The following is a 24,455-nucleotide window of genomic DNA, read 5'->3' on the forward strand; positions in this document are numbered from 1 at the left end:
GGGCCCGTTGACAAAGATTCCAATCTGGAATTATGCGTCCAACATTGGATCGGCTGGCGAGGGGCGGATGAGCGAGACCGGGACCGATCTGGCAGCCGTGCTGCAGGCCATCGAGGCCGCCGAGGGCGCGGTGCGCGAGCTGTTTCCGCCGACCCCGCTTGAGCTTAGTCCGGTTCTGTCTCAGCAGCTGGGCTGTGAGGTCCTGCTGAAGTGCGAGCACCTGGCGCCGACCGGATCGTTCAAGATCCGCGGGGCGCTGAACAAGATCCGTCTGCTGACGGAGGAGCAGCGGCGGCGCGGCGTCGTCACCGCCTCCACCGGCAACCATGGCCAGGGTGTCGCTCTGGCGGCGGCCCGGGCGGGCGTGGCCGCGACGGTCTACGCCTCGACTGAGGCGTCACCCGCCAAGCTGGCGGCGATCCGCGCCCGGGGCGCGGAGCTGGTGCTGCTGGAAGCCGACTCCCTTGCCGTGGAGCTGGAAGCCCGCCGCGTCGCCGAAGTCAGCGGTCGGGTCTATATCTCCCCCTATAATGATCTCGACGTGATCGCCGGCCAGGGGACTATCGGCCTGGAGTTGTCGCGTCAGGCTGAGGACCTGGACGCGGTGTTCGTCGGCACTGGCGGCGGCGGCCTGGTCTCGGGTATCGGCGCCGCGCTGCGGATGCTGTCTCCCCGCACCCGCGTCGCCGCCTGCTGGCCGCGCAACTCGGCGGCCCTGCTTCGGGCCATGGAGGCGGGCGAGGTGGTCGACTACGAGGAACTGCCCACCTTGTCCGACGCCACCGCCGGCGCGGTCGAGCCCCGCGCGGTGACCATCCCGCTCGCCAGGCAAGTGGTGGATGACACCTTCGAGGTGGAGGAGGCCGATATCGCCCGGGCGCTGCGGGACCTGGCGGCCTCGGATCACTGGATCGTGGAAGGCTCCGCCGCCCTGGCCCTGGCCGGCCTCGCCGTGAACCGCGAGCGGTTCCAGGGGCGGCGCGTCGCGGTCATCCTCTGCGGCCGCAACATCGCGCTCGAGCGGTTCCTCGGCGCTATCGAGCGGGGCGTCGGCGTCTAAGACGCCCTTACAAAGGCTTGCGACGGCGCGCTGTGCGTTGAATACAGGGTCGACTGCGAAACGGGCGGGTTGGCCTGTACCTACAAGGTGCGGGGCGGGCCGTCGGGCCTGACGACCGTCAACATCAGGGCGGAGGATGAGGCCGCCCTGGCGGTTGCCCGGAAGAGCCTGGCGGTCGTGGTCGATTGACAGAAGGTGAGTGGCCTGCGTCTCGACATGATGCCCACCCTGGACGAGGCGAAGGCGCCGGAGCCGATGAATCGCGCCCGTTAGCGTGGGGCCTTCATCGCGCCGCCCGCCGTGGCCGGCGCGGGGCCGAACAGCCCGTGCGCGGCGACCTCCAGGAGGTTGTCCAAATTCTCGGCCGCGGTCGACATGCCTGATGCAGTGAGCAGGACCTCACAGGCCGATCCGATCAAGGCCACAGCGACATCGGGCGTCGTCTCGGTCGGCAGCCATTTGCCGAGCCGCAGGCTGTCGCCAAATCGGATCGACGTGATGCGCACGGCGTCCTCGATATCGGCCGGTTCATAGCGACAACAGGCGGCCAAGACCTCTTCGTCCCGCATGAGCGGCCCGGTCAAGGCGACGATCTGCACGCAAGGCGAGGGCGCTGCATTGCTCCGGTTCCAGCACAGGACATGGCCGGGAAGATCGGTGTCGCTGGGCGGGCGGCGACGCCAGCCGGCGATCTCGGCCGGGAAGGCGAGTTGTCCGCGCTCCCGCAACGGCAGGACAAACCCGTCTGTCATCGTCGCGAAGCTGCTGCGGGCAGGGCGACCAGGCGCAGGAACTCCTGGCGGCGAAGGTCGCTCTGCGGTCCAGCGAGGCGAACGATGTCGTCGCGGTCGAAGTCGCCGAGATCCTTTCCGCCACGCAGGGACTGACCGAAGGCGGCGACGGCTGCGGCGAAGGCGAAATCCCGCTGGGGCGGGCCTATGGGCGTCTCGCGCGGTACGGTGATCTGCTTTCGAATGATCTTCGAAACGGTCTCGCCGGGCAGCTTGTAGCGCAGATCAAGGGTGGCAAGCTCGTGCGTCCCGCCCGCCTGCTGGCCGTGCGGGACTTGCTTGGCGCTGGCCAGCTCGATCTCGTAGAGCGCGGTCACCTGATGCCCGGCGCTGATGTCGCCCGCGTCCACACTGTCATGGGCGAACCCATCCTGTGGAAGCTGACGGTTCTCATAGCCGATCAGGCGGTAGGTTGAGACCTGGTCGGGATTGAACGCCACCTGCACCTTCACGTCCTGGGCGATGGTGAACAGTGTGGAGGATAGTTCGTCGACGACCACTTTGCGGGCTTCACTCAGGCCGTCGACATAGGCGTAGGCGCCGTTTCCGGCGTCGGCGAGGGTCTCCATCATCGCGTCGGAATAGGGGCCGTCGCCGAAGCCCAGGGTGGTGAGGGTGACCCCGTCCGCCCGAGCCCGCTCGACATAGGCTTTCAGCTGTTCGGGATCGCTGAGCCCGAGGTTGAAGTCGCCGTCCGTGGCCAGGATGATGCGGTTGATCCCGCCTTGGATGAAGGCGCTCTGGGCGACCCCATAGGCGATGGCCAGGGCCTCCCCACCGGCGGTGAAGCCGAAGGCCTTGAGCGGTTCGATGGCGGCGAGAAGCGCCTCGCGGTCGTTGCCAGGCCCGAGCGCCAGCCTGGCGATGTCGCCGTAGGTGACGAGGGACACGCGGTCGTCCGGCCGCAGTTGATCGGCGAACATCGCCAGCGTCGCCTTCACCAGGGGCAGCTTGTTGTCGGCCTCCATCGAGCCGGAGACATCGACGACGAAGACGATGTTGGCCGCAGGGCGCTCGGCGCGCGCTACATCGTACCCTCTCAGACCAATCCGCAGCAGATGGGTTCTGCGACTCCAGGGGGTCGTGGCGAGGTCGGTGGTGATGCTGAACGGCTGGGCGCGATCCGTGGGCGCGGGCAGGTCGTATCGGAAGTAGTTGATCATCTCCTCGACGCGCACGGCGTCGGCGGGTGGCGTCATTCCCTGGTTCAGCAGGCGGCGAACATGCGCGTAGGCGCCGGTGTCGACGTCGACCCCGAAGGTCGACACAGGGGCCTCACGCGTCGAGCGGACCGGGTTCAGCCCTGGCGCGCTGTAGCGCTCCTTCATTTTCGCGGGCGGCTGCATTCTGGCGGGCCTTGGCTCGACGCCGAGCGCCGGCGTGACAAGTTGCGCCTGGGGAGCCGGCGGCGCCGGGACTTCCCGCGTTCCGCAACCCAGTAGCAGACCGCTCATCACAGCGGCTGCGATCAGTCCCTTGTTCCGCGCTTCGTTCATCTGCCCCCGGCCGTCGACGCTGTTGAGCGCGAGAGCCGATGTTGTCGAACGGCTTGGGGCTTTTGCAAGGCCGTCCGGGTTCTTGAGAACCCGCCCTAGGCCGAACTCGGGGGCCGGCTACGCGCGGGCAGCGTGCGCATCGTCGAACGCGCTGATCTCAAAGCCGTCGATGCTGACGCGTGGATAGGTCACATCGTCCCAGTAACGCACCCCATGTGCGTCCGAGTATCCGCCTGGCGACTCGAAGCCTTGGGAATACTCCACGTTGAAAATGAGCTTTAGCCGTGCGCCGCTCCCGGCCAGCCGTCGGCATAGGGCGTCATGATCGCCCCGGGGCAGCGCAAGCTGAACCCTATAGCCAGCGTCCTCCCGTTGGAGGTTGGAGGTCTGCGCGACGTCGTCGTCGCCAACGAATTCCAACACACCCGGTAACTGATTCAGCGGCTCGCCCGAGCTTTCCTGCCAGATCTCCTGGATCGGCAGGACCTGGAGCGCAGCCGTCCTGCCATCCGGGGCGAGGTTTGAAATCTCGAAGAAGATCTCGTTCGAGATCGCCGCGCCGGAGATCATACGGCTGTCGGCGCGTGGAGATGGGGTCATGCGCCCACTTCACCATCAAGGGCGGATTTTCGGAAGGTCTTCCGGATTGGAGGAGACGATCCATTGCATTGTGGGGGCTAGGGGCGCTGAGCCCGCAGGGTCTAGGGGTATTGCAGCGCCACATGGCGGTGCAGGCAGTCGTTGGTGCGCCTGTCTCCAGGACTTCCTTGACCAGAGATTACTTTAGAAGCCGCGTGTGGCGCCGCAATCTGCTCAGCACCATGAAGAGCGGTGTGGTGCTACCTCTACGCCGAAGCAGAAATCTAGATCAACGTTGACCAGTAAGTTCCGCAACAATCTCTGCAAGTCGACGGCGCACAGAAGTTTGCCTCATCAGCGCGCAAGCATCTGCAAGATCTTGCTGATCAGAGGCGGAACGTAGCGCTCTCACCGAATTTCTCCAATCTGCGCGATCAGCATTGGTCTTTTCGGAAACGCCTTCGAGGGCCTCATGGGGGTTAAGGCCCTCAATGAAGAAATCCACGGGGAGACCCAGGAGCGCCGAAATGCGATAGAGCGCTGATGCGCTAATTCGGTTCTGACCCTGTTCGTACTTCTGGACCTGCTGAAAGGTCAGCCCCAAAGCATCCCCCACGCCCTGTTGCGTGAGCCCCGCCGCCTTCCGGCCTACCCGGAGGCGACGACCGATATGCACATCAAAGCCCTCCGGCGGCCTGCGGGACGCTTTCATAATGGTCTTGTGTTCCATAAGCTGGGTCTAGACGGGGGCGGGCACTTGGCCCTCGACGCTCAAGATCTCGGGCTCCCAGGTCAGAGCGTGATGCAACGCCAAGTCCGACAGCATGACGGACAAGGCGGCGATCTCCGCACGCTCAACCAGTTCGAGCGCCTCCTGCGCTTGAGATGGCGGTGCAAAGAATCCGGCGTCCTGCAGGGCGCGAACGCGTCGCCGGGCGGTCTCGCGCGGTAGGCCCAATTGCCGGCTCAAAGCGGATGCCGACCTGGGACGCGCCTCCCGCTCCTGCATAGCGCTTAAGATGATCAAGGTGCTGATCGGATCGACGCCAAGCACACGGCTGCCCTCCTTCAGCGATGCGCAGAGGAACGCCGCTGTTGACGCCACTTGGCCCTCATCTTGCTCCACAGCGCTCACCGCCCGCCCACCACCGGGGCTATTGATGCCTGGCCTGCAGGCTCCACAACCGGGTGAAGGCTCGAAACTCCGACCGCCGTCGTCGCCCAACCGGCTATGGACGGGTGATGGGCCAAGAGGCTCGCCCGATCGAGACCTCGACCCGGGACGCCAATGGCAACCGTGTCATTGTCAACGGTCTCCTTACGGAGCCCACGGGGCTTGCCGGCGGCCTTGGGCCAGGACTTGGCGACGCCTCAACTTCGTTTGGAAAACTGGGCCAGATCGACGTCTCGGCAGTCGCCAACCAGATCAATATCGTCGCCGCCGGATCGTGGAACACGATCATCGTCGACGCGACCCAGACCAACTCCGGAGCGGTGCAAGCCAACGCCGCGCTTGGCAATGCGACGGTGGCCCATGTCTCGCGCTAAGCTCCATCCGATCCTCGCGACGGTATACGCCCTGGCTTTGGGCGCCTGCGCCGGCACAGCTGCGCCCCCCGTTGCGGCGAACGGCCTCTATGCCGACCCTATCGGCACGGCGCCGGTCACGGCCAACGATACGCCCTATTCGGAGGCGCTCATCTGCCTGTCTCAATACGCGCGCAGCTACGGCAGGCCCTCGCCGCGCATCGCGGTGGGCCGCATATCTGACTACACCGGCAAGCAGGATGACTTCCAGGGCGGCCCCAAGCTCACCCAGGGCGCCTCGCTGATGGCCATCACGGCGCTCGCCAAGTCGGGCGCCCGCCTGGTGGAGCGCTACGACAACTCCGTATCGGAGCTAGAGTTGAAATACGCTAACGGCAAGCTGATTTCCGATAGCGGCCAAGGGGCGGGCGAGTACCGCCAGATCCCAGTCGGGATGATGTCCGGGTCGGACTACGTGCTCATCGGCGGCATCACGGAACTGAACTACAATATTCGGTCTTCAGGCGCTGACGCCGCCGTCGGTGGGCAAGCCGCCCGCGACCTGAAGGGTCAGTTCCGCAGCCGCAGCTACATCATGAACGTCGGCATCGATCTTCGGCTGGTCGACACCAAGACCTCGGACATTGTCGATGTTGTCTCCTATCAGAAGCAGATCGTCGGCCGAGAAGTGAGCGCCGGCGTCTTCAGCTTCTTCGGCGACACCGTCGTGGACCTGAGCGGCGGTAAAGGTGGTCTGGAGCCGATGCAGTTGGCCGTCAGAAGCGAGATCGAGCGCGCGGTTCTGGAGATGATGTCTGGGCTCTACAGACTGCCGGGACCGGAAGCCTGCCTCTCCAGGTCGCCGGATCCGCTGGCGCCCGAGAGGACCCGCAGCGCCTACAGCCCGATAGGGGGCGGCATGTCATGGGCGGGGCGGCGCAATTGAAGCCTAAAGTGGGTGAACCGGCTGAGGCCAGAGACCGAAAGTCGCTTAGATGGTCCGACTCGAAAGCACCGACCGTCGCATCGCGCCCCAAACCTGCCTATCCAAGGGCGAACGCATGACGATTGAACAGCTTGAGGACGCCATGGCGTTGGCGCGTTTGGCCTGCGAACACGCCGAGAAGGGAGATATGTTCGAGGCCGAGTTCGCCTTGGACCAACCGCAGTGATCGGCTTTTCGGCGCTCTTGAAGGACCGCCCGGATCTTGCGGGCGAAGCCCGTCAGTACGCCGAGCGGATCGACACCGCAGGTCGCGCCCTGCTGGGGTTGATCAATGACATCTTGGACTTTTCCAAGCTTGAGGCCGGCGAGATGGTGCTCCATCCGGTCGCGACGGATGTCGTCAGCTTGGCTCGCGAGACCATGGAGCTTTTTCAAGTGCAGGCTGCGGACAAGGGCCTTGCGCTCGACTTCATCAGCACCTTGAAGCCTGGGCCACGGCTAGTTGACCCCCAGGCTCTGCGCCAGATGCTGACGAACCTTATCAGCAACGCGGTGAAATTCACTGACACCGGACAAGTCCGCTTGAGCCTGGCGGATGAAGCGGGCGCTTTGCGCGCTACGGTCTGCGACACCGGCCCGGGGCTGTCCAGTGACGAGCAGGCCAGGCTGTTCAAGAGATTTTCGCAAGTCGACAACGCCATCACGCGCAAACATGGCGGCACCGGCCTTGGATTGGCCCTCTGCCGCGCGCTTACGAATACGATGGGCGGCGAGATCACGGTGCAAAGCCAGCTCGGCCAGGGCGCCACCTTCTCCTTTTGGATACCCGCGCCGGTCGTCACTGCCCCGGACACAGATGACGCCGCGCCAGCGCCGAAAGATGTCGCGCATCTGCGCATCCTCGTGGCTGACGACAACCCGGTGAATCTCGAACTGGTGCAGGTGATCCTGCAGGCGGTGGGTGCGGAGGTCTCGACGGTGGCCGACGGGGCGCAGGCGGTCGCCCAGGCGGCCGAGCAGGCCTTCGACTTGATCTTGATGGATCTTCGCATGCCCGTGATGGACGGCTATGCGGCGCTGAAGACTCTGCGGAGTACGCCTGGGCCCTCGCAACAGACGCCTGTCTTCGCCTTCTCAGCGGATGTCCGCGAGGGGCTGGACCTGTCGGCGTTTGATGGCGTGGTCTCTAAACCCATAACGCCCCTGGGTTTGTTGGAGGCCCTGAAACCGCTGAGAGACAGCCAAGTCTGATCAACGCCCTGCGGCGGCTTCGTCACCTGAGGCACCTGATATGCCAGGCCGCAAAACATGTTCGCGGACACCCTCTCAATGTCGCGCCCTGTTCGCGCACGCCGCGCCCGTGGCGACAGGACGCAACTTTGATGGGTGATGAGATCAGTAACCTTGCTCAACACGCCCAGGAGTCAGTTGCTCAAATCGGGTCGTACCCCGATCAACGATACAGATCCTTCACCCTCTACGATCCAGCATCCACCCGAAAGACCAGAACTATTGTTGCCTAACTTAGCTTACTATTCATCCCTTGCTAGCGTAGCGCCAAGCACTTGCCGTCTTCCCCCCTTGCACCCGCGAAGCTCATCGACATTGAGGCGGCGTCATTTTTGGCGATGCTCTCCGCTCAGGAAGCTGTTGCTACGGGGCGGAGGGCTGGCGCACGGCGCCTGCCGCGGTTTATCCGCGCCAAGGGCATGCAGGCCGCAGACCGCCGTCTGCCCGATATAGATTTCACCGGATCTGAGCTCGACGGATCGTCGTTCGCCCGCACGGACCTCAGCCGCGCGGTGTTGTTCGGGGCGAGCCTGCGAGGATGCGATTTCAGTCAGGCGACCCTCGTGCGTTCGGACTTACGCGGCGCGCGCCTTGGCGGAGCGGTGTTGACCGGGGCCAACCTTGACGGGGCGGATATGCGCGGCGCCCTTATGGTGTTCGCGGACGCCATCGGCGCAGCGCCGGCGTCCCAAGTGGAGGCTCGCCCAGAGCATGGCGCAGACTTCACCAACTGCTCGCTCAAGGGCGCGAACCTGCGCAACGCGAACCTCAAAGGGGCTAGGTTTGACAACGCCAATCTCGATGGGGCAGATCTGACCGGCGCGCGAACGGAGGGGGCCCGGTTCAGGGGCGCCATCCTGACTAACGCCAAGCTCAGCGCCCTGGCGATTTCCCGGGACGAGCTCGCCCAATGTGTCCTGGATCCAGCGCCCTCCAAGCCGGACGACGTGCTCGCCATCCAGATCGCCCTGGCGGAGGCCGAATCCTGGGTGGGAAGCCGAGGTCAGGCTGGGCGACCCGTCCGGCTTGCCAATGTGGATCTCAGGGTGGCGGGGCCGGCCTATGCCGGTCGCAGGCTGTCTGGTGGTGATTTCTCAGGTGCTTGCGGCGTGGGCCTCGACTTCTCAGGCTCGCAATTGATCGGCGCCACCTTCAGCGGCGCAGATCTAAGGGGCGCCAAGTTCCAGAACGCCGACCTGCGCGGCGCAAACTTTCGGGGCGCGAACCTAGCGCACGCCAGCTTTCTCGGAGCGGACCTTACGGCGATCCAAATGCTGTCCGGCCAGGAGAAGCGCGTCGACTTTTCGGGCGCGATCCTGCACGGCACCGGCCTTCATGTGGCGTGGCTATCTTAGCCCTTCGGTCGGCGATAGCCGGCAGACACGACTATTGGGGTCATAGGCGCCCCAACAGAATGGCGACCATGGCGCCCCCAAGCGCCACTAGGCCTGCAGCGACAAGGCCCCGCAACAAGGGACGAGGGCGATAGGCGTCTTGCGGACGGCCGATGGGGTATAGCAGCCGGACCCGGACGCCGACTTTCGATGTTGGCCACGGCTGCCAAATCTCGTCCGTAATCTCGAACACATTATCGTTCACCGCGTAACGAATGATCGCTGCGCTCGTCTCGACGCCATCTTCACGGCTCGTCGCGCGGCCGATGACGGTTCCGATCACTGAGGCCTTGGGGCCTGTCCGTCGCCGCTCGGTGCGGAGGAATGATCCCAACACGAAAAGGCAGATGAGCAAGCCCGCACAGGCGGCCAGGATCCGTTGATCATATTCAGTCATCGCCGCCACCTTGCTGTTGGGCGCACATCAGGGCGGCGCAGTCGACCCAGATGGACTGACTCTGCAAGATCCGCAGGCCTGGAGAATGACATCTGGGGCGCACCGACATCTACGGGGTGTCGATTGATCGCCGGTGCGACCGCGACATAGATCTCATGGGCGGACTTCAACATAATGACCGCCCATCCCAAAGCGACGGTTGAGGTCGCCCGCATAAGCCCTCCTCTAGAGCAAGCGCGACGGCCGAACGCTCGGCTTGGCTTTGGTCGCCGCGTTCGCTGCGTTTGCCGCGCGGAACCCCATACCATCTGAGCGAAGCCCAGAGCCTGAAGCGGCCAAGTATTGCTCACTTTACCTTCGCGCGGTTAACCTCATGGCCCGCGCTGAGCCGGCGGCGAGTTGCACGCTGGCGGAACACATCGGGTTTGGAAGAGATCGATGGACGACGAGCGCAGGGCCATCTTGCGTGCCCGCCGCGCCGCCCTGCGGCAACATGGCGAGGCGGCGGCGCGGGCCGAACTGTCGCCGGTCCTAGAGGCGCTCGACGCCGCAGGCGCGCCTTACCGCCTCAGATCGGCGGGAGAGCCGCAGGCCCGGGCCCCGTCCTGGCTTGCGGGCGAGCCTGGCGGGGCGATCGCCTGGGAGCGTCGGCCACCGGACGTCTGGGAGCACTTTGCCCGCGACCCGGCCGCGCTGCAGGCCCGGGCCGAAGCCGGCGCCATCCTGCTCAAGCGTCTGGCCCCCCCGGATGCAGATGTCGAAGTGGTGTTCGCCGGATGCGCGTTGTCGCTGACCCTGGCGGCAGATGTGGCGGGACGCCATCTGGCCGCGATCTCCGCCGTGCCCACCAGCGCCGCCTGGCTGTTCAGTCCGGGCGCCGAGTGGCTGATCGAACTTGGCCGGGACGGGCGGCTGCTGGCCCGGGAAGGATAAGCGATCTCCGGGGCCCGACCTCAGTGAGGTGGCACGCCAGGCTTGGGCTGCTAGGCTGAGAGAAAGACCGGCAAGGGGAGGGGCGGATGAAGCGCTGGGGCTTGGGAATCGCGGCGGCGGCGCTGTTGGCCGCGGGCTCTGCGCAGGCCCAGGCCCTGACCCTGGAGCCCTGGACGGCGGCTGACACGCAGAAGGGTGACGTCGAGGCCGCCGCCAATGGGGATTTGAGGGCTATTATCGCCGTCGCCCGCCGCTTCGAGCGGGGCGAGGGCGTCGCCCGCGATCCCGCTCAGGCGGCGGATTATTGGGCTGCGGCGCAGCAGAGGGGCGCGGCCGAGGGCGCCGAGGCGCTCAGGCGCCTGGCCGAGGCGGGCGTGCCGATCGCACAGTACTATTATGGACGCCGTCTGGCGGCGGCCGGCGACGATCCGGCCGAAGCGCTGCAGTGGCTGCGGCTGGCGGGCGATGCCGGCGTGGCTCGCGCCAACCTCACCTTGGCGACGCTGTTGACTGCGACGCCGGCCACGCGACGAGAGGCCGCCCTGCGACTGGCGCGGGCCGGCGTGCAGGATCCCCAGCTTCGCACCCTGACCGAGGTGCTGGTCCGCCAATTGCCCGGGGCGCCCCGAACCGTGACCTTGACGCCGGACGGGCCCTGGCCGCTGCGGGCGCGCACGCGGATCACCGACGAGGAGCTCAAGTCGAGCCTCGGGCGGTGGGCCCTGGATCCGCGCCAGTATTATGCCAGCAGCTCGCAGGACCGGGCGCGGATCGCGGACGGGCGGCTGTTCGAGGTGATGGAGGGCGCTGTTACGGGTGACTCCGTCGCGCAGTCGTTGGCGTTCCGGTGGCTGGAGCGGGCCTGCATGGGCTCGACCCGCCTGGACCTACGCGCCTGCGGCGCGTTCGCTGACGTCGGCTTGCGCTTCCGCGACAGTCCCAGCAGCGCGACCTACTATTGGACGGGCCAGCCGCGGTCGCTGGATGTCGGCCACGCCTACGAACTCGGGATCGGGACGCCGGTGGATCTTCGCAAGGCGCTGATCTTCTACAGCGGCGCCATCGACGGCGCCGGCGGCAAGGTCTCCGCAGAGGCCGAATACCGGCTGTCGCGCATGTTCGAGGCCGGGCAAGGGGGGAGCCGAAATCCTGCCCTGGCTCGGGAGTATCTAATTAGGGCGGCGCGGGATGGCCACGTCGCGGCCTCCTACAGCCTCGCCCTGCAACGATTGAAGGCGCCGCCCAGGACCCCAGGCGACTGGTCCGATGTGGCTGAAAACCTGCGGGTGGCGGCCGACGGCGGCGTGCCCGACGCGGCCTATCGGCTGGCGCTGCTGATCCGCGACAATAACAAGGTGGGGGTCCGGCGCCCCAATGAAGACCTTGGCCGCTACTATCGCATGGCCGCCGAGGCGGGAAATGTCCACGCCGTGGTCGGCATGGGCCTCGCCTACCGGGCGGGCTGGGGCGTTCCGGTGGACTACCAGGAAGCCAGTCGCTGGTTCGAGCGCGCCGCCAAGGCCGGCGACGCCGAGGGGGCCTGGCTGGCGGGCGCCAGCTATCTGGAACGCGGCGATCCCGCCGGCGCCATTCCGTGGATGCGCCGCGCCGCCCAGGCCGGACACCCGAAGGCCCAGGCCAAGCTTAACGAGATCATGGCCGCCGGCTATCGGGAACGGAACCTGGCCGGCTTTCTGGCCTCGACCTTCGACCTGCTGGGCGACGTGGCGATGGCCACGCTTGAGGACATGGCGGAGGCGCAGGCAGAATATCAGCGGCAACTGGACGCCGAAATCCGGCGCTCGATGATGGTCACCGCAGCGATCGCTGAGAAGGGCGGCTCCGGCGGCTCCAGCGGCTCCAGCGCGGCCTCGGGGGGCGACAGCGGCGCTGGGCTGGGCGCCGACGGCGGAGGTGGCGCGGGCGCCGCCTCTGGCGAAGGCTCGTCTGGTGTGGCGAGCGCGGGCGGATATGGCACCCCAGCCGGCGACGCCGGGGCGGGCGATGGCGGCGGCGCGCAGGCTTCTTCGTTTGGCGGCGACAGCTCCGGCGCCGGCGGGAGCGATGGCGGATATGCGAACGCCTCCGGCGGGGATCTGCAGAGCGCCGACGGGAGCTCTGCGAGCGGCGCCGGCGGCAGCGGCGAGAGCGCCCACCTGGCCATCACCGTGAAGGATGATTCCGAATACCGGGCGTTCCTGGCCGAGCAGGAGCGGATGATCCAGGAAGCCTATGCGCGCGACGATCGCGCGCGCGCCGACGCCGCGGCGGCCAACGCCACAGCCCAGGCTCAGGCCGCCGCCGACGCCGAAGCAGCCGCCGCCGCCGCGCGGGCGAAGATTCCGGCCGCGTGTATGATTCCGCCCGACCAGCGCAACTACAGCTGCGTCTCGCCGCAATAGGGAGGCCGGCGACCTGTCGCCTCTGCGTCAGTAGAGCCCGTAAATCTGCAGGGACTCGCTGAACCGCTGCAGTTCGGCGGCCGGATTGCGGCCTTCGGGGTAGCGGAATTCGATGCCGTAGAGCGCGTTCTGGTGAACCACATAGCGGGCCACGATCTTCAGCGAGCGTCCGTCCGGCCCAGGCCGGCTGGCCCAGACTGCCAGGGACGGCGCCCGCTTGAAGGAGGTCTGCTCGACATGCGCCACTGTAGCGCCTTCGGCCTCCAGTGCCGCCGTCTGGCGGGCGAGCAGGGCCTGGGGATCGACCGGCCCGGCAGACGGCGGCCGTAGAACCCAGCCGACATATTCGACACCGTCGAACGACGCCCGCTGGGTGGCGCGCTCGCCATCTGGGCCCGTGCTGAGTGTCAGATCCCCGGCGCGGGGCGCTTCATAGCTGAGTCCCGACGGCCCGCGGCTGCCCCAATGGGGGCGGGTCAGCTCCTCGGCCATCAAACCGTCCAATCGAGTCATCTCTGCCGTCGCTGGCGGACTGTTGCGTCCGAAGGCGGCGACAATGGCGTAGCGGGTGGCCGTGCAAACCAGGGTCGCGGCTGCCGGGGCAGTGTCCAGCGCCGCCTTGATGATCTGCGCCTTCGGAGCGTCGCCGTAGGTTTCGGCCGACGGCTCCGCGGTGTACCCCGCGGCCTTGAGGCTGAGGGTGGCGGCTTCCGCACAATCCGCGGCTGTCGTCGCATTCGGCCGGTGAACGGTGCCGAGCGCAGGCCTTACCGTGTCTGCAGGCAACGCGTCGGGCGCTATGGCCTTGGGCGGGGAGGCGTAGGCCGCCGGCAGGTAATTGGTGAAGTCTCCGGTTCCGACTTCGCCGGAGCCCGCCGCGGCGGCCAGCGCCCACTCCGGTGTGCAGCGCACCGCAAGCGATCCATTCATCTTGTTTGCAAATAGGCTGTCGTCCGACAGCTCCTTAGGCGACATGCCCTCAAACAGCATCACCGCCTTTGCTGCAGCCATGCATCGCCCAGCGCCGCCATCGCCGTGGGCCGTCAATGCGACATCCAGGTGCGGCGGAGCTTCGGCGACGCCGACTGCAAGCGGGGCGGCAGTCAGCACGCGGGCCAGGTAGGGGGCAGGGTCGTAGGCGTCTTGGGGGTTCGCGCCCATGACGATGGTCAGTTCCCCGTCACGCTCGCAGTTGAAATTGAACCAGGGCGCGCGCTCGGGAACCGTGGGGTAGCTGTCGGCCTGCTTTCCGCCTCGCAGGCCGACGGCCTTGAACGCCATCCCGCGCGTGGCCTGTTCGGCGATCACGCGGCAGCGCACCTTGCGGTCCAGGGGCAGGTGGCGCACGGTAAAGCTCTGGAAGGGAGAGCCAGGCGCCCAGGCCGGCGCCTGAGCCGGCGGCGCGGTGGCGAGCGCCGCGGTTAGGTCCTTCAGGAGCCTGTCGGCCCTGGCGTAGGCTTCGCCCCCGAACGCCCAGTCGCCCCGCAGCACGAGGTCGGCGCCTGTGGCGCCGCAAATGACGCTGAGCGCGGACCCCACGCCGCCGGGCTTGCCCGCCGACACCGTTGCGGCGTCCATGCGCCAGACGCGAAAGCCGGCCTGCTGCAGGAAGACGCCGGCGGCTTGAGCACAGGGCTCAACGCCCCGAGTTGGGGCGCGGCGCAGAAGGATGTCCGGCGCATTCTCGGTGGTTTGCGCCCCAGCGGACCCCGCGCCGAGCAGCGCCAGCATGAATACCGTCGCCCAGGATCTAAGAATTCTCAGCATGGCCCCTCCCACGCGCTACTCTAACAAAGCTTCAGGCGCGCTGCAGATTCTTTGACTTGTAGCGAGGCCCCTCGCCAAGCCCACTGGAAACTCTGTGGAGGACAGGCTGTGGATCTGTTCTGCAATATTGTGATGTCGCTGATTTGCCTGCAGGCGCCGCTCGGCGACACCGTGGTGACGCTCTCGAACTTCGGCCTGGGGAGCAGTGCGAGGGTGGAGGGCAGGGGGTGGACCGCGACCCTGGGGCTGATGAGCGACACCTTGCAGGCGCCCAGCGGCCTGAGGCAGGCCTGTGATGGACCGCTGTGCGCAGACTACGAGGCCCAATGTTTGACGCGGACCACCTGCAGCTTCCGGATTCGGGGTGGTCCATCAGGGGTGACCACAGTCTCGATCGAGGCTGACACAGAGGCGCAACTCGCTCTGGCGCGCGGAAGTCTGGCCATCATCGTTGATCGCCCACAGCAGCGGGGCCTAAGCCTCAAGCAGCTGAGCACGCTGGAGGAGCTGCAGGCCGCTGAGATCCTACGGCAAGAGCGAGATGCCGAGCCGAGTCTTGAGCACCGGCGTGCGATTGAGGCGCGTGCTGCGGCGGAACGCGCGATGGAGCGTGAGCGCCACAGGCCTCGCTAAGCTGGCGCAGCGGTGACCTAGGAGGATGAAGAGGCCCAGTCTGCGGGGACAGTCGACCGATTTGGCCGCCGAGATCACCCGTCGCTACAGAAGCGCTATCTCACGACTCGCACCGCCAGGCGCCGTGCCCGCAATCGGCGCCATTCTGGGCTACATGTCGCGCGAGGCGGCCGTCGCTATGACACCCGACGTGCCGATTTGAAGCAGCGTCCAAGCCCTTAAGAACGGCGAGCGCCCGGAGGTCCTAACGGGGACATTCCCGGGTCGTGCGGCCTGGCGCTTCCGGGCAAGCCGGCAGCAGCACGGTGCGGGCGATGCGGTTGCGTTGAAGCGCGGCCGGCGAGGCGCCCAGGTCCCAAGGGCGATCCTCGCCAAAAGACACGACTTCGATCCGGCTCCACGGCGCGCCTGCGCGCACCAGGGCGTCTCGCACCGCCTCGGCGCGACGCTCGCCCAGTCGCATGTTCCAGGCGCGGCTTCCCCGTAGGTCGGCGTAGCCCTCCACCCGCACCCGGGTCGCCGGGTTGCGCAACATCCAGTTGGCCTGCTGTTCAATGACAGCCAGGGCCTGCGCACTGAGTTCGGCGCTGCCGGAGGCGAAGGAGACCTGGTCCGTAACCGGCGCGCGCTCGGCTCTCGCGTCCGCAAACGGCCGCCCTGCGCTGTTCTTGTAGATCGCCGCGGTATCCGGCGTCTGCGCAAAGGTCGGCGGAGCTCCGACCAGGGCCGCCATGAAAGGAAGGCCCGCCCAGAATTTGGCCAACGTCCGCCTCACCGTGTCGCCTCTGCGCGCGGCAGAGCGCCAAGACGCCCGCCTGCCGCCACCTCATAGAGATTGTTGAGGTTGGCGGCGTGCGTATTCATGCCGGACGCCGTCAGCACCAGCTCACAGGCGCTGCCGATCAAGGCCAGCACGACGTCAGTCGAGCCAGTCGCAGGCGCCCACTTGCCCAACCGGACACTCTCGCCAAACCGCAGCGTGACCAGGTTCAGGCCGGCGTCGGGATCCTCCCAGGTCGCGCCTACGCAGGCTGCCAGCAGATCCTCAGCCCGGCGCGGGGGCCCGTCTGGCAGGATCACCTGCACCTCAGCCGTAGGATTCACACCGTCGTACCGCCGCCAGCACAGGCGTTCGCCAGTCAGGTCGAAGGGCGCGCTGCCGCCGAATTCTTGCCGCCAGCCGCCAATCTCTTCGGGAAAGGTCAGTTGGCCGCGGTCACGCAGCTTCAGCGCCACCATGCAAGGCTCCGCTAAGCCGACTGAGTCGAGTGCGACGAAGTTGGCCGCGCCGCGCCGCCGGCGGATCGATCTCCGATACGAGACGCCGGCGCGTGTCGTCCTGGTTCCCCATTGCTGAACTTTGGCCTTGAGCGATCGGGTTCGCAACGGGCGCGTGTTCGCCGCGCATCTGTTGTGCTCAATGGGCGGGCCCACGTCTCGCCATCGATCCCCTTTACAGACCTTGCCAACGCCCTGCACGGTCGTGCAGCGACCTAGAGGGAAGAGTTGTAATGACATTCGCCGTCGCCCTACTGCTGAACGCCCTAGCGGCCGGCCCGCTCACAATTCCCGCGCCGCCGCCGTTAGATACGACCTGCCTCTATCCGCCGGACCGGCATAACTTCACCGAGTTCTCGACCCAAGTGTTCCGCCAGGGCGCCACGGTGGGCATTCGTCCGATGCGCGACCAGATGCCCGCAGGATATCGGCGACTTCCAGATGAATGCGTCTCTGGCTGGTCGCTCGAAGGCCCGGCGACGCTCAGCGCGGACCGGCAGTCCTTGACGATCAGTCCCGACGCTGCGCCAGGTGCCGAGATCACCTTGCGCTACAGCGTCAGGGGCGAGCCTGTCGTGTCGCGCCTGCGCGTCGTCGCGCGCGACGCGGTAGTGCTCACCGGCACGTGGAGCCAGTCGGCGGCCGAGGGCTGCGAGGAGCTGGAGCCGGTGCGCGAACTGGAGTTCGGGCCCGAGCGCTTCTCGGTCACCTTCACCCCCTTCGAAACCTATCGGGACTATTGGGGCGTCTACAGCTTTGATCCGGTGACCCACGCCTTACGCCTGCGCGTCGAGGGCGGCGGTAAGGTGCCGGACGGGCTTGATCTGGAGGGCTCTGCGGTCGTCGTGGATGGCCATTTGGTGCTCGAAGACATGTTCCTTGGGAACAACAATGGGCCTCCGAAGGCCGGGGGGTGTCGGTACCAGTTTTGACTTCCGGGCCTGTCAAGCCTGCAACGCCGCACAACGGCCTTGCGCAGGGTTGTAGATTGGCGAGGCAAGGGTGGATATCGGCTGGCGGGCCGCTCAGCCTGGATCAGACAAGGGGAGAATTGAAATGATCGCCGCGCTTATGGTGTTGGCCTTGCACGAGGCGCCGCAACTGCTGCTCGGCAAGGCGGACGATGCGGTCGCCTTCCGCGTGGCGGAGACCGCGACCTCGCCTGAGAGCGCGCCGGCAGGTGCCGCCACGGCGAGCCTTCTGGGCATGACCGTGTCCTTTTCCAGCCAAGGCGCGACTGTGGTTTCGATTGAAAAGGACGAGCTGCGAGTCCAGGGCCTGCGGCAGGGCGACCTCATCGTCCTTGCCGGGGGGCGACCCGTGCAGTCGAAGGCTGACCTCGCCGCTGCGATCTCGACGGCCCGATCTCGCGGGGCGGTTGTCCTGCTTGGCGTCCGGCGCCGGGACGGCGGTTCGGTGTTTCTGTCTCTCCCGACAGACGACTAGCAGACGTCAAGCGTTTTGGGCGTCGAAGCGTTTGCGAGGCAAGGTATTGGCGAGATCTGCCACGAATTCTTCCTGCTAATGCAGACAAGACGCAAATTCATCTCAGACTCTAATGGGTAGGCTGATCGCCAAGCGTTCGCGGGGCCAATTCGGAGGATGCATCTCCCGCGGAAAAGTCGCCCTCTCATGACAGTCAAGTGGGACCAGTCCCAGACCGACGGCCAGGCAAGTGCCCTGAAGTAACCGGTCGGTATACGATCCTCAGCGCCGGGGACACGCCACTAGGCCTTGCGGAAGAACCACCGCTTGGCCGCCTCGGTGGCCGCCAGGTAGGCGACCACCAGGCCGCCCAACGTCGCGACCAATCCGCCGCTCAGGGGCGCCAAGCTGAACAGCGCCGCTACCGGCCCCACATATGGCAGGAGCAGGGCCAGCCCCGCCACGCCCACGCTGGTCCACAGGAGCAGCCCGCCGGGCCGGCTCCTCCAGGCCGGGCCCTCGGTGCGCAGGGACATCACCACCGCCAACTCCGTCAACAGGGACAGCACGAACCAGCCGGTCTGGAACACCGGCTCGGTGGCGTGGAACACCTTGATCAGCAGGGCGAAGGACATCAGGTCGAAGGCCGAGCTGATCAGGCCGAACACCACCATGAACCGCTGCAGCTCGCCGATCCCGAACCGCTGGGGCGCCGCCAGCCGCTCGGCGTCTACCGCATCCGACGAGATGGCCATGGATGGCAGATCGGACAGGAAGTTGTTCAAAAGGATCTGCTTGGCCGCCATCGGCAGAAAGGGCAGCAGGGGCGCGGCCGCCGCCATGGAGATCATGTTGCCGAAATTGGCGCTGGTGGTGATGCGGATGTATTTCAGCGTGTTGGCGAAGGTGCGCCGCCCGCCCAGCACCCCCTCGCGCAGGATGTCCAGCTCGCGTCGGGTCAGCACCACGTCGGCGCTCTCGCGAGCCACGTCGGTCGCCTGGTCCACCGAGACGCCCACGTCGGCGGCGTAGAGGGCCGGGGCGTCATTCACCCCGTCGCCCATGAAGCCAACGCAGTGCCCGCGCCGCTGCAGGGCGCGCACGATCCGTTCCTTGGCCTGGGGGTCGATCTCGGCGAACAGGGTCGCCTCTTCCGCCCGCCGCCACATGGCCTCGTCCTTCAGGGCCGCCAGCTCGGCGCCGGTCACCAGCGCCGCGTCCTTCAGCCCCACCACCTCCGCCATGTGGCGCAGCACATAGCGGTTGTCGCCGCTGATAACCTTCACCGCCACGCCCATTTCGCGCAGCAGGCCGATGGTCCTGGCGGCCTCCGGCTTGGGCGGGTCCAAGAACACCAGGAACCCTTCCAGGGTCAGGCCGGTCTCGTCGGCCGGGCCATACCGGTCCTGGTCCGCCACCGCCCGGCTGGCCACCGCCAGCAGCCTCAAGCCCTGTTCGCTCTCACCCTGGTGAAAGGCCCGCACCCGGGCCAGGGCGGCGGCGTCGAGGGGCGCAGGGCCATCCGGCCCCATCACCTGGGCGCAGCAGGCGGCCAGGGGCTCGAAGGCGCCCTTGACGATCATCCGGCGGCCCGCGCCCGCCTCTTCCACCACCACCGCCAGGCGCTTGCGGGTGAAGTCGTAGGGGATCTCGTCGATCTTGCGCACGCCCTCGGCGGACAGGCCGGCCCCGTGCCCATCCTCCAGCACCGCCTGGTCCAGCGGGTTCTCGATCCCGCTCTCGAAGTGGGCGTTGAGAAAGCCCAGCCGGCGCACCGCCGCGCTCTCCCGCCCGGCGGGATCGAGCGCCGCGGTCATGCGGATCTGCCCCTCGGTCAGGGTGCCGGTCTTGTCGGTGCAGAATACGCTCATGCCGCCGAGGTTCTCGATGGCCTCCAGCTGGCGCACCAGCACGCCCTTCTTCGCCAGCCGCACCGCCCCCGCCGACAGGGTCACACTGATGATCGCCGGCAACAGTTCCGGCGACATGCCCAGGCCCAGGGCCACCGCGAACAGCAGCGACTCCACAAAGGGCCGCCCGAGCAGCTGGTTCACGATCAGCACGAACAGGACAATCCCGATCATCACCCGGATCAGCAGGTAGCCGAACCGGCGGATCGAGCGGGCGAAGTCGGTCTCGATCGGCTTCTGCTTCAGCCGCTCGGCGATCTCGCCGAACTCTGTGGCCCGGCCGGTGGCCACAATCACCGCCTCGGCGGCGCCGCTGCGCACCGAGGAGCCCAGATAGACGCAGTTGGCGCGCGCCGTCAGTGGCGCGCCGGCCGCCAGCGCCCAGGCCCGCTTCTCCACCGGAAAAGATTCCCCCGTCAGGGCGGCCTCGCTGACCTGCAGCTCCTTGGCGCTGAGGATGATCGCGTCGGCGGGGACAACGGCGCCGCCGGCCAGCAGCACGACATCGCCGGGAACCAGCTCGGCGAAGGGGCGCGACACCACCTGTCCGTCCCGGCGCACTTTGGCGGTCAATGACAGGCGTTGGCGCAGATCGGCGACAGCGCGGGAGGCCCGATGCTCCTGGGCGAAACCGATCAGGGTCGAGCCCAGCACCATCACCAAGATGATCGAGGCGTCGATCCATTCCTTGAGCGCCCCGGCTATTAGGCCGGCGAAGATCAGAATTAGCACAAGCGGGCTCTGGAACTGTCGCACCAACAGGGCCGCCGCCGGGATCGCCCGGCTGTCCTGCACCTCATTGGCCCCGACCTGTCTCAGCCGCCTCATGGCCTCAGCCACCGACAGGCCCACGCGCGTCGTCTCCAGCCGCGCGCACACGGCGTCCGGCTCAAGGGTCCAGAGAGGCGTAGATTGCTCGTTCATAGTCGCCGACCCTGCGCCGCCCGGCGACAAGAGACTATGACCTGCCGCAAACTGCCCAAGCAGCCCTTTGTACTGATGGGTGCTCTGGTTGAAGCCTACTTGGTGATCGCCAGGAGCCGTTGCGAAGGGGCGCCTCGCCCGCCGCTGACCTGATCGCCGGATGCCGTGATGAGCCCCTTGATACCCTTGGCGGTGTCCACCGAGAGCTGGGCCGGAGCCCGAACTTCGGAGGCGATCAAGGCGAAGCCCTTCCCGGCGTCAACAGCGGGGGCCGCCTCGACGCCCGCGTTCAGGGCCAGGAGGTTGGTCTGCAATCCGAGACCTCGACTAGTTCGTGGCACGCATCGCCCAGCTTTCAGCCCGCTGCGCCATTGCCTGCCGCTTCGCCACAAGGATCGGCGAGCTCTGTCGGGGAGAGTTGCTCACCTCATATCCGAGGGTCTTGTAAGCGTTGAGGAGTGAGCCGAACCGCTGACCTACAGCGCTGGCGCTCGGCAAGCTTGGATCGGCGTCGATGAGCTTTCCGTTCAAGCGTCCCTCCCTGACAAGTATGCGGGCCAGGCGAGCCAAAACTTGGTCGCGATCCAAGCCTTCGTACTTTCGGTGGGTCCACACGACGCTCTTGCCGCCGATACGCGCTGCCGCATCGGATAGGCTGCCAAATCGCTTCACGTAGCAGGTCACACTGGCGGCGTTCGGCCATGCCTGGATCAGCGATGTCGAGATGGCGCCGTGAGCCTCGAATATGTCCCTAAGGTCCTCGAGCAACTCGGCGTCGCTACGGCGACGTGAGCGGCCGAATGCGAGGCGCTGTGCTGCGTCGAAATAGCGACGCTCAATGATGGGAGGCAGGGCGCCTGTCGCCCTGACCCAGGTCTCCGGCGCGGTCGGCGTCGGCGCTCCGCCGAGGCGAACCTGTTTGCGACCGGAGACCAGATCCCCAACATATTTGGGATTGTGGAGCACCTGGTTGAGGCGGGCCATGGTCCACTTCAATCCCCGGTCAGCGGGTATCTCTTCGGCGTTGAGGCGTTCGACGATCGCGACCTTCGTCATTCCCGTTATGACGTAGAGCTTGAAGATCCGACGGATCACCGCGAGCTCGTCATCAGGCCCATGGACAAGAATGGTCCTGCAGCCCTGAAACGCCTTGCGCTGGCCTTCTTCGCAATCGGCGACCGTTCGGCCTTGTTCGTCAACGATGCGCCGGCGCAGACCATAGCCAGGTCGACTTCCCACCCAGAAGCCTTTGCTGGCGATCCGCCGCTTGGCGGCTGCCACCTTGGTCGAAAGCTCACGGCTATACTCGGCAGCCATGGCTCGCTTGAGGCTTTTGACGAGTGTCGAGCCTAGGCTGCCGTCATTCTCAAATGGTTCAGCGCAATAGATGACCGACACGCCGGCTTCGGCGCACAGGAACTCGTAGTGCGCGCTTTGGTCGGGGTTTTGGAAGCGGCCCCAGCGGCTCACGTCGTAGACAAGCACAACGTCGAACCCTGACTGGCCCGCCATCACGTCCGCCAGCAATTGCTTCAGCCCTGCGCGATTGGAGAGCTTCAGACCACTTACGCCGTGGTCGGCATAGGTCTTGACGACGTCGAAGCCGCTTCGACGCGCAAAGGCGGCGATGGCGGCCGCTTGATTTTCGGTGGAGTACCTTTGGTGCTCCGTCGACATCCGCAGGTATTGGGCGGCGCGGACCCGCTCCTTCCTGGACATGCGGGTAGAGAACACTGAAGCGGCCTGTTGCGCGAGCCCTAAGGCGGCGCATCCGGAGCGTGTTCAATCTTCGCGACAAGGCTCGGCATGATGATGGTTTCGACCGGCTGAACCCAAGCCAGCGGCCCGGCCCGATTGTCCAGACGCAAACCATCATCAGACTGGAGCAGCTTGCCGAGCACCGTCTCGCCGTTGCCTAGGCCCGCAACGACCAATTGGCCGATGAAATCGGGTGACGCCGGGGTCTCATTAGGCCGAAAGGCGATCAAGGCGCCGGCGGGGATGAGGTCAAACGCTGCGTCCGGCCCCACCTTGAGCAGAACGTGGCCTTCATTGGGAAAGACGATCGCATCGATCAGCCCAACCGGCCCCAAATGGCAGGCGCCGTCCGATGAGACTTCGCCGACGATCGCCACGGGTATTGGCCGGAGCGCTGCCGCGGCACGTGCGCGGCGGCTCGTAGGCCTGGGCGGCGCGGGGCTTTCGCCGGTGTAGAGCCAGGTCCCATTCACCCCGAAAGCCTCTGCGTAGAGGCTAGCTCGTCGAAATGAGAAGGCGGCGTTTGCGTTCTCGTTGGAGGCGTAGGTGTTGCGGTTCCAGCCGAAGGCCTGAGCTGCGGCTTGAGCGGTCTTGAAGCCTGCAGCGCGGCGCGCACGCCTTAGCCGTTCGCTTCTGGCGATGATCTCCGCGTCGTTGGGGCGCGAGGCGCTGTTCGACAAAACCTGGACCAAGTCTATTGGGGACGCCGACCTTGGCGGACGCCGATGAGCTGCTCAACCTAGTGCAAGCGCCTAGTCTGAATAGTGTCGCTGCGCCAGTTTGTTGGGCTGTGATCAGCTTGCGAGCCATCTAAGGAGCGCAAGGCCTACGACCAGGCCGATGACAATGGGGACAGCCACGACACCCCAGCCGGTGGCGTGGGCTTCGAACCAGCTGCCCAGTTTCATGGACAGGGTGTTGCGCGCGTTTTCGGGCGGGCGGCGTGAGAACATAACAAGAACATTAACGCTCGTCTCCTGGCCTAGCCAGCGATTCCGAAGGCTTGTCGGCTTACCCTGCGACCGGAACTGTCGTGCTTGATGTGGGGCTAGCGCCGGCCGGCTGCGGTCCTCGCAAATGTAGTGTTATCGGAAATCAGGGGCTGCCTGAGTTGGGCTGTCAGGCGTTTGCGGCGAGATTAGAATGGCGCCACCCTGAGACGCATGTCCGGTCGTCCCAACCACGCTCCTAGTGTCATCGACTTCCAGGTTGGCGCGCGCCTCCGCGGCCGGCGCAAGCAGCTGGGTATGACCCAATCCCATCTCGCCGAGGCGCTCGGGGTCACTTTCCAGCAAGTCCAGAAGTACGAGCGCGGCGCCAATCGGGTGAGCGCCTCAACTCTTTACGAATTGGCCGGCGCCCTTGGGGTCGACATCGGCTACTTCTTCGAAGATGCGAAGCCGCTTGAGCGCGCCGCCGATGTCGAGGACGACTCCATGCGAGCCTTCGTGCTGAGCCGTGAGGGCCCGGAGCTCGCGCAGCATTTTGAGGTCATCGGTCCAAAGGCGCGCAAGGCGCTTCTGGAGCTTGCGCGGTCCATGGCGGAGGCTGTAGCGCAACGCTCGTGATCCGGTGGTGTTTGATCAGCGTGCTGGGCCTACTCGTGGCTGGGCCGGCCTTGGCCGATCCCTGCAAGGCGATCCCTGACAAGGGCCCGATGCCCGCCGCTCTAGCGGCGGGAAGGACCTTCAGTGGGCCTGTCGTCTACATCGGGGACGGCGACAGTCTCTGTGTTGAGACGAGCCCGGGCCCCAATGGCTGGGTCGAGGTGCGGCTTGAGGACTTCTACGCGCCTGAGCTTCATGCGCCCGGCGGGCAGGCCGCCAAGCAACGTCTTGAGGGCCTAGTGATGGGGCGACGCCTTGTCTGCAAAGCTGACCATCGCAGCCATGACCGGGTCGTGGCGGGGTGCCGGCTGAACGGTGCAAAGCTGGGGGATCTGTTG

General features: G+C 66.4%; 24 protein-coding genes and 1 pseudogene. 12 read left to right on the forward strand and 13 right to left on the reverse strand.

Translation table 11 applies throughout. The features are described 5' to 3' along the window. Positions 1-67 precede the first annotated feature (67 nt). Positions 68-1,060: a threonine/serine dehydratase gene (locus ACFQ27_RS00655; protein ID WP_377352000.1), complete on the forward strand. Its 993-nt coding sequence runs from the start codon at positions 68-70 to the stop codon at positions 1,058-1,060. 269 nt (positions 1,061-1,329) lie between these two features. Here ACFQ27_RS00655 and ACFQ27_RS00660 read toward each other — a convergent pair whose 3' ends face one another. The 5 genes from ACFQ27_RS00660 to ACFQ27_RS00680 all read right to left on the reverse strand — a co-directional run bounded on the left by ACFQ27_RS00660 (position 1,330) and on the right by ACFQ27_RS00680 (position 5,031). Further along, positions 1,330-1,812: a hypothetical protein gene (locus tag ACFQ27_RS00660; RefSeq protein WP_377352001.1), complete on the reverse strand. Its 483-nt coding sequence runs from the start codon at positions 1,810-1,812 to the stop codon at positions 1,330-1,332. Continuing rightward, the gene (locus ACFQ27_RS00665) at positions 1,809-3,197 is read right to left on the reverse strand and encodes a vWA domain-containing protein (protein WP_377352002.1); all 1,389 of its coding nucleotides are present in this window, start codon (positions 3,195-3,197) and stop codon (positions 1,809-1,811) included. Before ACFQ27_RS00665 ends, ACFQ27_RS00660 begins: the two co-directional genes overlap by 4 nt. A 267-nt stretch (positions 3,198-3,464) precedes the next feature. After that, positions 3,465-3,947: a hypothetical protein gene (locus tag ACFQ27_RS00670; protein WP_377352003.1), complete on the reverse strand. Its 483-nt coding sequence runs from the start codon at positions 3,945-3,947 to the stop codon at positions 3,465-3,467. Positions 3,948-4,215: 268 nt separating this feature from the next. Then, positions 4,216-4,656, reverse strand: a complete 441-nt coding sequence (locus tag ACFQ27_RS00675; RefSeq protein WP_377352004.1) for a helix-turn-helix domain-containing protein — start codon at positions 4,654-4,656, stop codon at positions 4,216-4,218. A gap of 9 nt (positions 4,657-4,665) precedes the next feature. Then, the gene (locus tag ACFQ27_RS00680; protein WP_377352005.1) at positions 4,666-5,031 is read right to left on the reverse strand and encodes a helix-turn-helix domain-containing protein; all 366 of its coding nucleotides are present in this window, start codon (positions 5,029-5,031) and stop codon (positions 4,666-4,668) included. 83 nt (positions 5,032-5,114) lie between these two features. Here ACFQ27_RS00680 and hfaA point away from each other — a divergent pair, with 83 nt between their 5' ends. The 5 genes from hfaA (at position 5,115) to ACFQ27_RS00705 (ending at position 9,044) form a co-directional block, all read left to right on the forward strand. Further along, positions 5,115-5,474: a holdfast anchoring protein HfaA gene (hfaA, locus tag ACFQ27_RS00685; protein WP_377352006.1), complete on the forward strand. Its 360-nt coding sequence runs from the start codon at positions 5,115-5,117 to the stop codon at positions 5,472-5,474. Next, positions 5,461-6,399 (forward strand): holdfast anchoring protein HfaB, encoded by a 939-nt coding sequence (gene hfaB, locus ACFQ27_RS00690; protein ID WP_377352007.1) that lies wholly within the window; start codon positions 5,461-5,463, stop codon positions 6,397-6,399. The genes hfaA and hfaB overlap by 14 nt, the downstream gene beginning before the upstream one ends. Positions 6,400-6,448: 49 nt before the next feature. Then, positions 6,449-6,625, forward strand: a complete 177-nt coding sequence (locus tag ACFQ27_RS00695; RefSeq protein WP_377352008.1) for a hypothetical protein — start codon at positions 6,449-6,451, stop codon at positions 6,623-6,625. Continuing rightward, entirely contained in the window at positions 6,622-7,650 is a 1,029-nt protein-coding gene (locus tag ACFQ27_RS00700; protein ID WP_377352009.1) for a hybrid sensor histidine kinase/response regulator, read from the forward strand. Before ACFQ27_RS00695 ends, ACFQ27_RS00700 begins: the two co-directional genes overlap by 4 nt. A 314-nt stretch (positions 7,651-7,964) precedes the next feature. Next, entirely contained in the window at positions 7,965-9,044 is a 1,080-nt protein-coding gene (locus ACFQ27_RS00705) for a pentapeptide repeat-containing protein (RefSeq protein ID WP_377352010.1), read from the forward strand. A 40-nt stretch (positions 9,045-9,084) separates the two neighbouring features. Here the strand turns inward: ACFQ27_RS00705 and ACFQ27_RS00710 are convergent, their stop codons facing one another. Beyond that, complete coding sequence (locus tag ACFQ27_RS00710; protein ID WP_377352011.1) at positions 9,085-9,480, reverse strand: hypothetical protein; 396 nt, start codon at positions 9,478-9,480, stop codon at positions 9,085-9,087. Positions 9,481-9,918: 438 nt separating this feature from the next. Here ACFQ27_RS00710 and ACFQ27_RS00715 point away from each other — a divergent pair, with 438 nt between their 5' ends. Continuing rightward, the gene (locus ACFQ27_RS00715; RefSeq protein WP_377352012.1) at positions 9,919-10,413 is read left to right on the forward strand and encodes a hypothetical protein; all 495 of its coding nucleotides are present in this window, start codon (positions 9,919-9,921) and stop codon (positions 10,411-10,413) included. An 86-nt stretch (positions 10,414-10,499) separates the two neighbouring features. After that, positions 10,500-12,815, forward strand: a complete 2,316-nt coding sequence (locus ACFQ27_RS00720) for a tetratricopeptide repeat protein (RefSeq protein WP_377352013.1) — start codon at positions 10,500-10,502, stop codon at positions 12,813-12,815. Between the two features lie 27 nt (positions 12,816-12,842). Here the strand turns inward: ACFQ27_RS00720 and ACFQ27_RS00725 are convergent, their stop codons facing one another. Then, the gene (locus ACFQ27_RS00725) at positions 12,843-14,582 is read right to left on the reverse strand and encodes a hypothetical protein (protein ID WP_377352014.1); all 1,740 of its coding nucleotides are present in this window, start codon (positions 14,580-14,582) and stop codon (positions 12,843-12,845) included. A 108-nt stretch (positions 14,583-14,690) separates the two neighbouring features. Between ACFQ27_RS00725 and ACFQ27_RS00730 the strand changes: the two genes are divergently transcribed. Next, positions 14,691-15,215 (forward strand): hypothetical protein, encoded by a 525-nt coding sequence (locus ACFQ27_RS00730; protein WP_377352015.1) that lies wholly within the window; start codon positions 14,691-14,693, stop codon positions 15,213-15,215. A 244-nt stretch (positions 15,216-15,459) separates the two neighbouring features. Here the strand turns inward: ACFQ27_RS00730 and ACFQ27_RS00735 are convergent, their stop codons facing one another. After that, positions 15,460-15,978, reverse strand: coding sequence for an OmpA family protein (locus ACFQ27_RS00735; RefSeq protein ID WP_377352016.1), 519 nt, complete (start codon positions 15,976-15,978; stop codon positions 15,460-15,462). 8 nt (positions 15,979-15,986) lie between these two features. Next, positions 15,987-16,454 (reverse strand): hypothetical protein, encoded by a 468-nt coding sequence (locus ACFQ27_RS00740; RefSeq protein WP_377352017.1) that lies wholly within the window; start codon positions 16,452-16,454, stop codon positions 15,987-15,989. A gap of 272 nt (positions 16,455-16,726) precedes the next feature. On the opposite strand from ACFQ27_RS00740, the gene ACFQ27_RS00745 reads away from it, so the two are divergent. Further along, positions 16,727-17,425 carry a hypothetical protein gene (locus ACFQ27_RS00745; RefSeq protein WP_377352018.1) on the forward strand — a complete coding sequence of 233 codons (699 nt, stop codon included), beginning with the start codon at positions 16,727-16,729 and terminating at the stop codon, positions 17,423-17,425. A 124-nt stretch (positions 17,426-17,549) separates the two neighbouring features. Then, positions 17,550-17,939 carry a PDZ domain-containing protein gene (locus tag ACFQ27_RS00750; RefSeq protein WP_377352019.1) on the forward strand — a complete coding sequence of 130 codons (390 nt, stop codon included), beginning with the start codon at positions 17,550-17,552 and terminating at the stop codon, positions 17,937-17,939. Positions 17,940-18,220: 281 nt separating this feature from the next. On the opposite strand, the gene mgtA is transcribed toward ACFQ27_RS00750, so the two are convergent. From mgtA to ACFQ27_RS00770, 4 genes and pseudogenes are all read right to left on the reverse strand, one after another. Next, positions 18,221-20,752: a magnesium-translocating P-type ATPase gene (gene mgtA / locus ACFQ27_RS00755; protein WP_377352020.1), complete on the reverse strand. Its 2,532-nt coding sequence runs from the start codon at positions 20,750-20,752 to the stop codon at positions 18,221-18,223. 137 nt (positions 20,753-20,889) lie between these two features. Further along, positions 20,890-21,072, reverse strand: a pseudogene (locus tag ACFQ27_RS00760) (methyl-accepting chemotaxis protein); the annotation flags it as partial. Positions 21,073-21,079: 7 nt separating this feature from the next. Further along, positions 21,080-22,486, reverse strand: coding sequence for a recombinase family protein (locus ACFQ27_RS00765; RefSeq protein WP_377352021.1), 1,407 nt, complete (start codon positions 22,484-22,486; stop codon positions 21,080-21,082). Between the two features lie 23 nt (positions 22,487-22,509). Next, entirely contained in the window at positions 22,510-23,202 is a 693-nt protein-coding gene (locus ACFQ27_RS00770) for a hypothetical protein (RefSeq protein WP_377352022.1), read from the reverse strand. A 471-nt stretch (positions 23,203-23,673) separates the two neighbouring features. On the opposite strand from ACFQ27_RS00770, the gene ACFQ27_RS00775 reads away from it, so the two are divergent. Next, positions 23,674-24,078, forward strand: coding sequence for a helix-turn-helix domain-containing protein (locus ACFQ27_RS00775; RefSeq protein ID WP_377352023.1), 405 nt, complete (start codon positions 23,674-23,676; stop codon positions 24,076-24,078). Positions 24,079-24,455: the final 377 nt, after the last annotated feature.

The sequence above is a fragment of the Phenylobacterium conjunctum genome (assembly GCF_042679085.1).
Taxonomy (GTDB): Bacteria; Pseudomonadota; Alphaproteobacteria; order Caulobacterales; family Caulobacteraceae; genus Phenylobacterium; species Phenylobacterium conjunctum.